The sequence below is a fragment of the Hufsiella arboris genome (assembly GCF_009834875.1).
GTDB classification, from domain to species: domain Bacteria; phylum Bacteroidota; class Bacteroidia; order Sphingobacteriales; family Sphingobacteriaceae; genus Hufsiella_A; species Hufsiella_A arboris.
This window is the reverse complement of record NZ_WVHT01000004.1, coordinates 321,350-336,237: the sequence shown is the minus strand read 5'-3', so window position 1 is coordinate 336,237 and position 14,888 is coordinate 321,350. Positions and strand designations below refer to the sequence as shown.

8 protein-coding genes are annotated in these 14,888 nt (G+C 41.1%); 2 read left to right on the top strand and 6 right to left on the bottom strand.

The features are described from left to right. Positions 1-6: 6 nt before the first annotated feature. The 6 genes from GS399_RS10785 to GS399_RS21100 all read right to left on the bottom strand — a co-directional run bounded on the left by GS399_RS10785 (position 7) and on the right by GS399_RS21100 (position 11,871). Positions 7-2,385 carry an ABC transporter permease gene (locus tag GS399_RS10785; protein WP_160844626.1) on the bottom strand — a complete coding sequence of 793 codons (2,379 nt, stop codon included), beginning with the start codon at positions 2,383-2,385 and terminating at the stop codon, positions 7-9. Positions 2,386-2,471: 86 nt separating this feature from the next. After that, positions 2,472-4,829, bottom strand: a complete 2,358-nt coding sequence (locus tag GS399_RS10780; RefSeq protein ID WP_160844625.1) for an ABC transporter permease — start codon at positions 4,827-4,829, stop codon at positions 2,472-2,474. Positions 4,830-4,907: 78 nt separating this feature from the next. Then, positions 4,908-7,295 carry an ABC transporter permease gene (locus tag GS399_RS10775; RefSeq protein WP_160844624.1) on the bottom strand — a complete coding sequence of 796 codons (2,388 nt, stop codon included), beginning with the start codon at positions 7,293-7,295 and terminating at the stop codon, positions 4,908-4,910. 83 nt (positions 7,296-7,378) lie between these two features. Next, positions 7,379-9,805, bottom strand: coding sequence for an ABC transporter permease (locus tag GS399_RS10770; RefSeq protein ID WP_160844623.1), 2,427 nt, complete (start codon positions 9,803-9,805; stop codon positions 7,379-7,381). 66 nt (positions 9,806-9,871) lie between these two features. Next, on the bottom strand, positions 9,872-10,549 hold the full coding sequence (locus GS399_RS10765; RefSeq protein WP_160844622.1) for an ABC transporter ATP-binding protein: 678 nt from the start codon (positions 10,547-10,549) through the stop codon (positions 9,872-9,874). Positions 10,550-10,620: 71 nt separating this feature from the next. Further along, positions 10,621-11,871, bottom strand: coding sequence for an efflux RND transporter periplasmic adaptor subunit (locus GS399_RS21100; protein WP_160844621.1), 1,251 nt, complete (start codon positions 11,869-11,871; stop codon positions 10,621-10,623). Positions 11,872-12,109: 238 nt separating this feature from the next. Here GS399_RS21100 and GS399_RS10755 point away from each other — a divergent pair, with 238 nt between their 5' ends. Together GS399_RS10755 and GS399_RS10750 are read left to right on the top strand one after the other, a co-directional pair. Next, positions 12,110-13,462, top strand: a complete 1,353-nt coding sequence (locus tag GS399_RS10755; protein ID WP_160844620.1) for a sigma-54-dependent transcriptional regulator — start codon at positions 12,110-12,112, stop codon at positions 13,460-13,462. Then, positions 13,452-14,786, top strand: coding sequence for a sensor histidine kinase (locus tag GS399_RS10750; RefSeq protein ID WP_160844619.1), 1,335 nt, complete (start codon positions 13,452-13,454; stop codon positions 14,784-14,786). The genes GS399_RS10755 and GS399_RS10750 overlap by 11 nt, the downstream gene beginning before the upstream one ends. The last annotated feature ends 102 nt before the right edge of the window (positions 14,787-14,888 follow it).

Genomic DNA, 14,888 nt, shown 5'->3' with positions numbered 1-14,888 from the left:
ACTATTTTATTCCGTTCTCAAACTTTTAACAGGATTATCTAAAGCAGCTTTAACAGCCTTTAAACCGATTGTTATAAGAGCAATTAAAAATGTGATCACAATAGCTAGCAGAAATACCCAGGCTGGGAGTGATGTCCGATAAGCAAAATTTTGCAGCCATTTATCCATCGCATAATAGCCAAAGGGCAGTGCGATGCAAGTCGCGATTAATACCGGTTTCAGGAGATCTTTTGATAATAAAACAACAATACCTTGTACCGATGAACCGAGCACTTTCCGTACACCGATTTCTTTAATACGTTTCGTTGCCGTGAATGAGGCTAAGCCAAATAAACCAAGGCAGGCAACAAATATTGCCAGTCCCGCAAATACCGATATGATGGTTTGCTGGCGAACGTCTTTCTGGTACATTCTATCGAATTGCTGATCTAAAAATTTACATTCAAAAGGATAGCCAGACACTACCTGAGTGTATTCATGTTTTATGGCAGCAACACCAGCGTCGATATTGCCGGGTTTTAATTTTATCAAAGCAACTCTTCTGTCCATGTTTGGTGCAATAACTAAAGCATCCATATCTTCTTTCAACGACAGGAAATTAAAATCATTTACAACTCCGATTATTCTGCGCTTTGTTGAATCCCTAACCGTATTCTGAATCCATTTACCGATAGCCTTTTCTGGTGTCCATCCTAATTTTGTTGCCGCGGTTTTATTTATTAAAACGGATTCGGTGGTATCTGTAGGAAACTGTGCCGAAAAATCTCTTCCGGCAATGATTTTTAAACCTAAAGTTTTTACGTATTCAAAGTCGGCAAATTCAGTTCTTGAATTCCATTTTTCAGGATGACCTTCTACATCAAAAGTATGTCCGTCGAAAAAACCACCAGGTTCGCCGGACATTAAGGATACTGACTGAACAATGCTTTGATTTTGCAGTCCGGTTTTAAACGCATCCATCTTGTTGTATATGTCATTATTGTCGATCGGCACTATTACTGTTTGCTCTTTGTTATAACCGAGCTGTTTGTTTTTAATGTAGCTCATCTGTTTGGTGATAATGATAGTACCAACTATAAGGAATACAGATATGCTGAATTGAACAACCACAAAAATCTCCCTGAATAATGAGCCACCTTTGCCCAAGCGCAGCTTGCCTTTCAGAGCTTGCACCGGAGAGAATGCTGATAAGAAAAATGCAGGATAACTACCTGTTAAAATTCCCACGACTACAATAACGCCAACAAGGAATAAATAAATAGGCAAAGCATTTCCCGAAACAGTTAATGAATACCCAAGTAATTGGTTATACCATGGCATTGCCAGTAAGAATAAACAAACAGACAGAACACATGAGATAGCGGTTAACAATACGGATTCGCCTAAAAATTGAAATATCAAATTGTTGCGTAATGCGCCAAGCACTTTGCGTAACCCCACTTCCTTCGAACGTTCTGCAGCACGAATGGTGGAAAGATTCATGAAGTTGATGCAGGCAATTAAGAGAATCAACACCGCGATGGAAAGGAAAATATATACGACAGTTTTATTACCGTGTTTAACCGAATCAAAAGCAGCATTTTCAAAATACACATCCTTTAACGGTGTCAGCGAAAGCGAAAACTTAAACCCGTATTTTTTTATATCTCCGCCCATGTATTTTTGGATAAATGCCGGTAACTGCTTTTCAACCTGTGCCTGTGTTGTGTTTGGCGAAAGCAGGATATATGTGTACATGCCGTTGTTGATCCACGTTGTCATCGTGCTTCTGTCTTTGTAATTAGAAAGCGGAACGATAAGATCGAATTCAAGGTGGGAGTTGGACGGAACGTCTTTGGCGATACCGGTTACTTTTAATTGCAGGTTTTTATCAACCGTTATTGTTTTGCCCATTGCGTTGTCAATACGTCCGAAATATCGTTTTGCTGTAGTTTCGGTGAGTACAACGCTGTTTGGATTTTGCAGTGCGTTCGAGGCGCTACCTGTTATAAGTGGAAAAGTAAACAGATCGAAAAAATCCGGATCTACAGAAAGCACCTTTTTTTCATGAAAAGAATTATTGCCAATCGTAACCAGGTTATCATCCTGGCTTACACGAACCGCTTTTTTTACCTGACCTTTAAAATCATTCAATAAAGCGGGAGCATACGGGCCCGACAAATACGCAACACTGCTTTGCTTTCCATCACGATCAAAAGCGCGCATTACGCGATAGATGTTTTTTCCTTGGGTATGAAAATTATCCACGCTGAATTCGTTCCTGATGAAGAGAAAAATCATCATACAAACGGTTATGCCAATGGTTAGTCCCAAGACATTAATAACAGAAAAGACTTTATCCTTTACCAGATTTCGCCAGGCGATTTTAAAATAGTTTTTTATCATAGTCGTAGCTTTTAGCTGTAAACGGCGGCTTTCCGCCGTTGTATAATACATTTATATGTGTCGTTAGCTGATTTCTGACAGCTCGTTTACTCTGTTCTTAAGTTCTTTACAGGATTAGCTCTTGCTGCACGCAGCGCCTGGAAGCTAACCGTTGCCACCGCGATCGCCATCGATATGATTCCCGTTATGGCAAATATCCACCAGCTTATACTAACCCGGTATGTGTAATCCTGAAGCCATTTATGCATTGCCCACCAGGCTATCGGTGAAGCAATTGCGAATGAAATCAGAACCAGCTTAAGGAAATCTTTAGAAAGTAAAACCGCCAGCCCGGAAACTGATGCACCCAGAACTTTCCGTACTCCAATTTCCTTGATCCGATTTTCTGCCATGTACGCCGCTAAAGCAAATAATCCAAGGCATGAAATCACGATCGTAAGCCCTGCGAAAAGCGCGGCGAGTGTTCCAATGCGCTGCTCGTCGCGGAATTTTTTGGAATATGCCTCATCAATGAAATTATATTCAAACGGGTAATCAGGATTATATTTCTTGAATACAGCTTCGATTTTTTTCAGGTTATTTTCTGTTGAGGCATTGTCGTTTAATTTGAAATGGATCACGTTAAACCAACCGGATGGGCCTTGGATAACCATTTGTTTAACCGGCTCGTAAGGTGACGAAAGGATAAAATCTTTGATTACACCAACAACATGCCAGTCGCGGCCCTGGCCTTTCACTATCTGGCCGATCGCGTTCTTAAAGCCCATTGTTTTTACCGCGGCTTCGTTTAAGATCATCGCGGTCGAATCGCTGGGGAAGGCTTTAAGGTCAATATCCCTGCCTGTAACCAGTTTTAGACCCATCGTCTTGACAAAATCTCCATCTGTATTGTAGATGTCGAAATCAAGCTTTTCTGTTGTGTTTTTGCCCTTCCAGCTGTAATCCCAGCTATCACTCCAGCCTTCGGTCATCGGTGCGCTGGTTTTTGTGACAGCCGTAACAGCGTTGCTTGCCAGCATCTCATTCTTTATAGCGGTATAATGTTTTTCGACTTCACCAGTCATAAATACATAAGCCAGGTTATTCTTGTTATATCCAAGGTCACGCTGTTGGGCGTGGTTGATTTGTCGCTGAATAATGATGGTGCAAATGATCAGCGCAATGGCGAATGTGAATTGCAGGATTACCAACACCTTTCTTGGAGTAACCAGCGCATGAGCTGCTTTAAAGGTTCCCTTTAATACCTTTACCGGCCTGTATGATGATAAGTAAAAAGCAGGATAGCTCCCTGCTACAATACCGGTAAATAATACAAAGCCCAGGCTTATCAGCCAAAAAAATAAGCTGGAATATGGGATAAATAGTTCTTTATCAGTTAAGGCGTTAAAACCTTTTAAGCTCAGCTGAACAACAACTAACGCAATAATTCCGGAGATTAATGAAATGATAATAGACTCGCCTAAAAACTGGCCCACCAGTGAACCTTTTTGAGCGCCTACAACTTTACGGATGCCAACTTCACGAGCCCGTTTTTCACTCCGGGCTGTACTCAAATTCATGAAATTTATACAGGCTATCAATAAAATGAATATTGCAATAACCGAGAACAACCGGACGATTTCTATTCGCCCACCTGTTATTTTGCCGTTTTCAAACTTGGAATACAGTCTCCATTTACTGATCGGGTGAACGAATTGATCGATATCTTTTATGTCTGAGTGGGTACGAGTGATATTTAAAAATGCTTTGTTTGCCGCGGTTTCGGTTACTCCGGGTTTTAACAATACATAAGTTTGAACTGAATTATTTCCCCAGTTATTTTCATCCCAGCCAATTTTCTTCATGTAACTCCATGGCATGAAATACTCGAAGTCCTGGAAACGGGTATTGTTAGGTTGATCCTTCATGACACCTGTTACGGTGAAATAAGCGTTGCTGTCGATCTTCACAGTTTTGCCCATCGCGTTGTCATTTCCGAAAAGCTTTTTTGACAATTTTTCTGTGATTACTACGGTTTGAGTGTTTTTTAAGGCCGTTTTTGAATCTCCGTTAATCAACGGAAAGCTGAACATGGTTAAAAATCCGGGATCGGTAAAAGCACCGCGGACCGTCAGATGTTTTTCTCCGACTGTAAACAGGAATGTAGCCTGGTTAATCCTTGATGTTTCTTCAACTTGCGAATAGCTCATTTTCATGGTTGGACCCATGATTTTTGGTGTGGATTGCCAGCACCAGAGCTTGCCATCAAAAACTGAGCGGTTGTACATTACATACAAGCGGTCTTTCTTGGTGTGAAACTGATCGTAACTTATCTCATTTTGTATCCACAGTAAAATCAGGATGGCGCTTGCCATGCCGATAGCTAAGCCGGCTATGTTGATTAATGAAAAGCCTTTGTTTCTAAGAAGGTTACGCCACGCGATTTTTAAATAGTTTCTGATCATTGGTTTTTTAGATTTCAGGTAACGGGTTTCAGGCTGCAGGTACTGGCTGATACCTGAAATCTGTAACCGATACCTATTTTACTCCGTTCTTAAACTTTTTACCGGGTTATTTAATGCCGCCTTTACCGTATGAAATATTACAGTAAAAAGTGTTATAAACAGGACCGTAATTGCTGATAAAATAAAAGGCGTGACATTTAAACCAGTATTGTATGGAAATATCTTAAGCCATTTATCCATGAAGACGTATGCTACCGGGAATGCAATAAAGCAGGAAATACCCACGAGCAAAATAAAGTTGGTTGTTATCAGCGGTACAATTTCGCTGACACCTGCGCCCATTACTTTTCTGATGCTGATTTCTTTTTGACGCTGTTCAGTTGTAAACGCGACCAATCCTAATAATCCAAGACAAGTTATGATGATGGTAAGTATGGAAAACGCGGTAAATATTTTACCTCTTTTCTGGTCGGCTATATATTGCGAGTCAAAATCTTCGTCGAGGAAACTGTACGAAAATGGCAGGCCAGGGAAACTGGATTTCCAGATCTTTTCTATGTTTTTTAATGTCGAAGGGAGATCCTGCGATGACAACTTTAACTGAATTCTCGGACTGTTCGGCCGATAAAACATTAGCAACGGTGCAATTGGATTGTACAGAGATTTTTGGTTGAAGTCCTTTACTACGCCGACAACCTCGAGGTAGAAACTCGATGTATCGCCGGGATATTTTACTTTTTTTCCAATAGCATTCTTCCAGCCAAAAAACTTTACCATGTTTTCGTTAACGATCACGCTTCTGAGCGTGTCAGCCAGGCCAGAAAAGTTTCGGCCTTCCTTAAGCTTCATTCCCAATGTTGGGAAGAATCGTTCATCAATTCCATAACAGTCAATTCCCTGGTTTTTAAAACCTGTTTCCGTTTGTACGGAGAGCAAGTTGAAGTTAATGTATTTCCCTCCCGGCATACTCTCAGAGGTGCTTACTGAAAGGATTTTTGGATTCTTCTTTAGTTCATTGGTAAAGGCGTGGATTTGGCCCCGATTGTCGCGATCCGAATTAACCGACAGTTTCAAAACCTGCTGATTATTAAAACCGAGATCTTTGTTTCGGAGATACTTCAATTGACCGTAAACGATCCATGTGCAAATCAACATGATCATCGATACGGAAAACTGAACAACAACAAGCGACCGGCGAAGCGTGGCATTGCTGGAGCTTTTCGAAAGGCTGCCTTTTAAAATGTTTACCGGGTTAAATTTGGAAAGATAGAATGCAGGATAACATCCGCCCGCCAGACCGACAAACAATACAACAGCTAACAAAATTAAAAAAGTTCCCGGCTCAAAAAGTGATTGAAACGTGATGAATTTACCTGCTACGGAATTAAATGTGTGGAGCAGAATTGCAATTAATCCAAGACTTAAAATGAGCGCAAAAACAGCTGTTAGTAACGACTCAACGAGAAATTGTGTTACCAGCTGAAGTTTCGATGAGCCTGTTACTTTCCTGATTCCGATTTCCTTGGCACGACGGGCCGAACGCGCGGTTGTGAGGTTCATGTAGTTGATGCATGCGATCAATAACATAAAAAAAGCAACTGCCGCGAAAATGTAGATGTATGACATACTTCCCAGTTCGCTGGGCTCAAACTCAAGGTCTGAGTGCAAATGAATGGAAGTAAGCGGCTGAGAAACAAAACGAATTTTGATATTGGAAGGAGCAAAAATCGCTTCCAGGTATTTTTTATAAAGAGGGGCAAGTTTTTGCTGAAACAAGGCCGGACTAACATTGGGCTTGAGTAGAACGTAGGTATAAATACCAAAATTTCCCCAGTTCTGGTCAAAGTCTTTTGGTAAGGTACTTATTGAAATAAGCGCGTTAAAAACAAGATGTGAGTTTTTCGGGACGTCTTTTATAACGCCGGTGATCTTGAAAATTTCGCCTCGGTTATTCTGCAAGGTCTTTCCTATAATACCGGTCGACCTGCCGAAGAATTTCTCTGCACTGGATTGTGTCAAAACCATCGAATGAGGTTCGATAAGCGCCGAATTTGGATTTCCCTCAATGAAATTATAACTGAATACTTTAAAGATATTGCTGTCACATAAAAAAATAGCGTCTTCATAAAACCGGAGGTCGCCATTTTTAAACATTGTTTTTCCTGTTCCCAACATGCGAAGCGATTGGTCAACTTCCGGATAATCTCTTTTTAAAGCTGGAGCCATGGAGGCTGGCGTAACAGCCCATTTCATTTCAGGTTTGTCAGGCTCTTTATTGTAAGACGCTATCCGGTAAATGCGGTCTGCATTTTTATGATAACGATCGTAACTCAGTTCATCTTTAATATAAAAAATCAGGAACAGGCTAAATGTAATGCCAATGGTTAATCCCAGAATATTAAGCAACCCATACCATTTATCTCGTTTGAGATTTCGAAGAGCTACGAGGAAAAGGTTTTTAATCATGACGATTTTGAATTATCCAAGCTTTCGCTTTTAGGTTGCAATTAATTGTATGCCTGACTGGTACTTGGCTTCCGGCAGCACCGTTACTCCGTTCTTAAACTTTTTATCGGATTTGCTATTGCCGCTTTAATTGCCTGGAAGCTAACTGTAAACAGGGCAATAAATAGAGCTGTAATTCCAGCTGCGGCGAATATCCACCAGCTTATCGTGATGCGATATTGAAAATCCTGCAACCAGCTATTCATTGCCAGCCAGGCAAATGGAAAGGCGATGACTGCGGCGATAATTACCAGTGTTAAAAAATCCTTTGAAAGCATTTCTGTAATATTTACAACGGTGGCACCTAACACCTTTCTGATCCCAATTTCTTTAACCCGTTGTTCGGCAGCATAAGAAGCAAGTCCGAATAAGCCAAGACAGGCGATCAAAATAGCAAGCACCGAGAAAGTGACGGATATTTTTCCAATACGTTGCTCATTATTGTAAATATTATTGAAATCATCGTCCATAAATGAGTAAGTAAAAGACTGCGAAGGAGCAATCTCTTTAAACTTTCGTTCGATCTGTGCGATAAGGCCGGAAATATTCGACGTTTTGATTTGAATAGCGACGCTGTTGCGTTGTTCCTCAAGAAGAAAAGCCAGCGGTGTAACCTGCTCGCGGAGCGAGTTGAAATTAAAATCCTTCACCACGCCGATGATTTTATACTGCATCAGCTTTTTGGTTTTGATATCCTCAAGGGTATACAAAGTTTGATTAATAGGATCTTTGAAATTCAAAAGTTTTGCCGCTGATTCATTTATTATAATGCCTGAAGAATCCGTTAAATATTTTTTAGAGAAATTTCGGCCTTTCACCATTTTCATTCCCAATGTTGGAATATAATCTTCGTCAACTCTCCAGGTTTGAGTTGAAACAGCCCGTTTCTGATCAAGGGATGCGTCTGGGAACAGTGGATTATCACTTCGCCAGCCGCCGGTTGGCAGGTAGCCCGTCATGGTTGCATGTTCGACACCTGCCAACTTTAATAAATCATTTTTAAAAGATCCTGCGGCAGAACCGAGTGCATCGGTATTTTGAATGATTAAAATCTGTTTTCTGTTAAAACCGAGATCTTTGTTGCGCATATAGCTTAGCTGGCTATAAATCACCACCGTTCCAACGATGAGGAAGATCGAGATGGCAAACTGGAAAACTACCAGGCCGCTGCGAAGCCAGCTTTTTTTGAAGCCACCAGATAGCTTACCTTTTAAAACCTGGATCGGGTTAAATGCGGATAAATAGAAGGCCGGATAACTTCCCGCAAGCAACCCGATGATTACGATGATTACCATAATCAAAGGAAGCATCCAGGGCTGCGCAAATAAGTTAAAACTGATCTCCTTGAACGCGAGCTGATTGAAAAATGGCAAAAACAGCCATGCGATAATCAGAGCCAGAACAAGTGCAAAAAAGCTAAGTAAAACAGATTCAGTTAAAAATTGGGTAATCAGATTACTTTTCAAAGAACCTAATACTTTACGTACCCCAACTTCCCGTGCCCGGTTAGCCGATCTTGCGGTTGAAAGATTCATGAAGTTAACGCAGGCGATCAGAAGAATGAAGAGCGCTATCGCAGAAAAGATGTATACGTATTGGATATTGCCATTAGCATCGAGCTCGGCGGTTTTATTTGAGTGTAAATGGATCGTGGAGAGTGGTGTAAGGCTGTAGCTGATATAGTTGCCGCTTTTCTTAAACTCATCCATATTAATGTTCATAAGATCCTTAACCTGGGGCCCGATGTATTTGTCGATCACTTTGCCGAACTGGGCTTCCAGCAACTTCGGATCGGAGCCAGGCTTGAGCACAATATATGTGTTGAAATTGTGGCTCACCCAGTTGTTGGCCCGCGCCTCACTGGATTCGGCAAGCGATACAAAAAAGTCGAAATTAAAATGCGAACGGGACGGAATATTTTGAATCACTCCCGTTACTTTGTAATTACTCGTGTCGTTAACCGTTAACGTCTTACCAACAACGCCTGATGCACTGTTGAAATATTTGCGGGCAGTTTTTTCAGTAATAACTACCGTATGCGGTTCAACCAGAGCGGTTTTAGGATTGCCTTCGATAAATGGAAGCGTAAAGACGTCAAAAATTGTTGGATCGGTGTAGATAACGCGATCTTCACGTAGGTTTTCATTCGCCTTTTTAACCTGGAAGCCGCCGTAACCGCGAAATCGCACAAATTGTTCGACCTGCGGAAAATCTCTTTTTAATGTCGACCCCATCGGATCGGAAGAAACAGCAAGCTTCATGTTGTTGCCTCCGAACCGGATGTCGGCGTCTATACGGTAAATACTGTCTGTTTTTTCATTGTAGCGATCGTAACTAAGTTCGTCGATCACGTACAAGGTAATAATCAGGCAGGTAGCAAGGCCAACAGCCAAACCAACTATGTTAATTGCAGAAAACCCCTTGTTCTTCCAAAGATTTCGCAGGGCAACCAAAATGTAATTCTTTATCATGGCTAAGCGATTAAATTTTAGTTGTAAGACTGCCGGCAACACCAAAAGGTGACATGTGACAGGAACTTAAACGAGAATATTTTCAGTTACGGTTTGTCCGTCGAGCATTCTTATTATACGGTGTGTGTAACGTGAATCATGCTCCGAGTGAGTAACCATCACGATGGTTGTTCCCGCCTCGTTTAATTCTGTTAATAGCTGCATTACTTCATTACCATTTGACGAGTCCAGATTTCCTGTAGGCTCATCCGCCAGTATCAGTTTTGGGTTATTAACCACGGCGCGTGCTACGGCTACACGCTGCTGCTGACCGCCCGATAGCTGCTGTGGAAAGTGGTTTCGGCGATGCATGATTTGCATTTTCTCCAATACCTCTTCTACGCGTTTTTTACGTTCTGTAGCGCTTACTTTAGTGTAGATAAGCGGAAGCTCCACGTTTTCATAAACTGTCAGCTCGTCAATCAGGTTAAAACTTTGAAATACGAAACCAATATTGTGTTTCCTTAAATCAGAGCGCTTGCGTTCGTTGAACTTCGCAACTTCGATGTCATTGAAAAGGTAGCTTCCTTCATCCGGATCATCCAGCAAGCCTAAAATGTTAAGCAAAGTTGATTTGCCACATCCGGATGGCCCCATAATGGCAACGAATTCGCCTTCCTTAACTTCCAGTGAAACATTGTTTAAGGCTACTGTTTCTACCTCTTCCGTACGGTAGTACTTTTGTAAATCAGTTATTTTAATCATTTTTTTGAGCTTTGAGCTTTCAGCTATGAGCTAACAGCCTAGGTTTATCTTTATTTAATTTATTGCGTTTATTATTTCAGAACCAATTCCTGCATATCTCCATAGTTCTCGTAACTGGAAGTCACAACCTTGTCGCCTGGCTTTAATCCTTGTAATACTTCATAATAGTCGGGATTTTGGCGGCCAAGTTGCATGTCTACTTTAAATGCTGTTTTTCCGTCTGACGATAATTTAAATATCCAGTTACCGCCGGTCTGCTGATAAAATCCTCCTTTAGGCAGTAAAAGTGCGCGGGTTTCATCGCCAAGCGCTAATCTTACCTGAAGAGTTTGGCCGCGGCGAATTTTCTTTGGAACTTCACCTGTAAACTCCATGTCTACCTGGAAGCGGCCATTATTCACCTGGGTGAACACTTTTTTAATCTTTAACTTATAGGTTTTATCATCGAGGTCAAAATCAGCCATTAAGCCATTAAAAACACGGGTAATATAATGTTCATCAATGTCAGCACGAATCTTATAACCGCTTAATACGTCGATTTGTCCGAGGCGCTCGCCTTTATTTTTGTTTTGTCCAATCTCAGCGTCAAGGGAAGTGAGCTGTCCGTCAACCGGTGCCCGTACCACCAGGTCGCCCACTTTTTGACGCATTACTGCCAATGCATTTTGCGTACGGTTGTACGATTGCTTTGTTTGTTCAAGTTCTTGTTTGGTAGACACAGAGTCCTGTTGCAATATTTGCCTGGTTAATTTTCTGCGTTTTACCTGGTAGTCAAATGCTATCTGCGATTGCTTAAATTCTTGCGCACCGATAGCTTTTTTTTCGTATAAATTCTTGTTCAGATTGTAAAGACGTTCCGCTTCTTTGTAAGCATTTTCAACATCTGCCATTTGGTTCAGCTTTGTTATAGTATTCTGCTGAGCGGCGTTACGGGAAATTTGCATTTGTGTCAGCAGGTTGAACACCGAAGTTTCCTGGTTAACCAGGTTCAGCTCGAGGTCGGTATTGGAAAGGCGCATAATCGGATCGCCCTTTTTCATAACTGCCCCGTCTTCCACATATTTTTCTTCAACCCGTCCGCCTTCCTGGGCATCCAGGTATATGGTTGTTTCGGGCAAAACAATGCCATTTAATGGTATAAATTCCTGAAATGGTCCCTGTTTGATCTCACTGACTGTAATGCGTTCGGTGTCGACATTGACTTTGCTTTTTCCGGATGTCAGAAAATAACTTGCACCAATAAGAGCAACAAGCCCCGTAATACCGGCGATTGTCGCAATCCGCTTGGTCGTCCATTTCTTCTTTTCAATAATTCTGTCCACTTAGTATCTTAGATTTAATTCAATTGATAATGCTTATGTAAAGTATATGCCAAACGGTTAAATATCTTGTTTTCATTAATTTAAGCGTGATTAAAAGGTGTACGGTGTTCGTTAACGGACACTTTTTGTCCGCAAGTGATACAGGGAATAAAAGAGCACCGGCTAAAGAAAGCTGATCTGTAGTTATTTGGATAAATGGTATACTTGTAGATAAAGAACTGACGATAATATAACGCATATGCTTTTAAAAAATGCCTCTATTCTGGTTATTGATGATGATATAGATGTTTTGACGGCGGTGAAACTTCTGCTGAAAAAAGAAGTGAAAGAAGTTATCACTGAAAAGAACCCGGAGAATATTCCATCGCTTCTTACCAGCTTTCAATTCGATGTGATTTTATTAGATATGAATTTTAAGAGTGCCATTAACACTGGCAATGAGGGGATATTCTGGCTACGTAAAATTAAATCGATGCAGCCGGATGCATGCGTTATTATGATAACGGCATATGGAGGTATTGATCTGGCAGTTAGGTCATTAAAAGTAGGAGCATCTGATTTTATCGTTAAACCCTGGCACAACGAGGTGCTTATTAATTCCATCCAGGAATCGGTAGAAAACAAAAAGGATAATAAAAGGGCGCCTATGAAGGTCAGCGTATCTTCTTCGGAAAACGTGATGATCGGCGAGTCAGAGATCATGCAGCAGATCTTCTTCAAAATAAAAAAGGTTGCCCCAACCAATGCGAATATCCTGATCTTGGGTGAAAACGGAACAGGGAAGGACCTGATCGCTAAAGCTATTCATCAGCAATCACTTCGTGCTGATCAGCCTTATGTAAAAGTGGATGTGGGCGCATTGTCTGAGACATTGTTTGAGAGTGAATTGTTCGGACATAAAAAAGGGGCGTTTACCGACGCACGTGAGGATCGGCAGGGCCGGTTTGAATCTGCTAACAAAGGAACTTTATTCCTCGACGAAATCGGTAATATTTCGTTGCAGCAGCAGGCTAAGTTGTTAAGTGTTTTACAAAACCGCCAGGTAACTCGACTAGGTAATAATACACCTGTCGATATCGATATCAGGCTGATTTGTGCTACCAATGTCCCGATGCACGAACTTGCCAGTGAAAGCCGTTTCCGAAAAGATTTGATCTACAGAATTAACACCGTTGAAATAATGGTGCCTCCATTGCGAAAGCGGGGAGAAGATATTTTGTTAATAGCGCGGCATTTTTGCAAGTTATACTGCGAAAAATATTTAAAGCCGGAACTTGATTTTGATCGCAGGGCACTCGATAAACTTATGCAATATCATTATCCGGGAAACATCCGCGAGCTGCAGTATACCATTGAGCGCGCCGTTATTATGAGCGAAGGTAATACGCTGCATGCCGATGATCTGATCTTTTCGCCGATTGAACAGCAGACCGCACAAGAAGAGGAAGATGAATTGAAATTAAGTGCAATCGAAAAAAACACGATATTAAAAGTAATCGATCGCAATAACGGTAATATATCCAAAGCTGCTAAAGAATTGGGAATAACAAGAACGGCGCTGTATCGCCGGTTGAATAAATATGATATTTAGAACATATCGCCGCAATCTTCTTATCCGGATAATGCTTCTTCCGGTAACGTTCTCATTTGCGGCTTACCTGTATTTTCATCATCAGGAGTTTTATTTCTTTTTAATGCTGCTGGTTTTACTGTATCAATTGACCGATCTTTACCGGTTTCATTTCAAACCCTTTGATGAAATGGGGGAGTTTATTGAATCGGTTCACTACCGTGACTTTTCCCGAAATTTTGATGTACGGCACGCCGGTGGCCTTCGGCCGTTGCGGGCGGGTTTTAATGAGATTTACTCAGAACTAAAGCTTATCTCAAAGGAGAGGGAAACGCAATATCAATATTTACAGAAAATCCTTGAATTAGTTGACACCGGAATCATTTTATATGAATCCGAAACAGGTGAGGTAAGCTGGATGAACGAATCCTTGAAAAATATTCTGAAAATACCCTATTTGAAATCTATCACCTCTTTAAAAAAACGAGATGAAAGTTTATACAACGAAATATCAACTTTAAAACCCGGTGACAGCAAAATTGCGGTAGCAAACCCCGACAAAGACGCGCTGAAAATTTTACTCTCAGGTACGGCTTTTCAAACAGGTAATAAAAAATATATGCTCGTAGCATTTCAGAATGTAAACGAAGCATTGGACGAAACGGAATCAAAAGCCTGGCAAAAACTATTAAGTGTAATGACTCATGAAATCATGAACTCTGTTGCGCCAATTTCGTCATTAGCGGGAACCCTGAAAAATCGCCTGGAAGCGCCGGTAGAAGAACTGCTTGAAGATGGTGCGGTTGAAGATTTAAAATTGGGTATAGATACCATAAAAAACAGAAGCGAGGGTCTGCTGAAGTTTACCGAGATATACAGAAGTTTGAATAAGATCACCACGCTTAATTTGAGCAAGATTTATATTCACGAACTAACCGGAAATTTGCACCACCTTATGTTGCCCACCTTGCAGCAAAAACAAATAGGTTTCGAAAATATTTTAAAAGAACCCGGCTTGTCTATAGAGGGAGATGGAAACTTGCTGGAGCAAGTATTGATTAACTTGCTGGTAAACGCCATTGAAGCATTAAAAGACACCGAAAATCCACACATAACCTTAACTGCCGGCTTAAGCGGCCGTAAAGCATTTATAAAAGTAGCTGATAATGGTCCCGGCATGAGTCGCGATGTAATGGATAAGATATTTGTGCCATTTTTTACCACTAAGAAAAACGGAAGCGGCATCGGTTTGAGCCTTTCGAAGCAAATCATGCTGCTGCATCACGGCAATATCCAGGTCCAGTCAAAAGAAGGTGAGGGGACAGCTTTTGTGTTGCAGTTTTAAAAGCAGCCGTTGGGAAACAACAGCGATTAAATTATTTCGAGCTCAAGTCCTTTCTGCGTGAAAGCATTTCATCCCAGATATGATCTACATTTTTTGATAGCA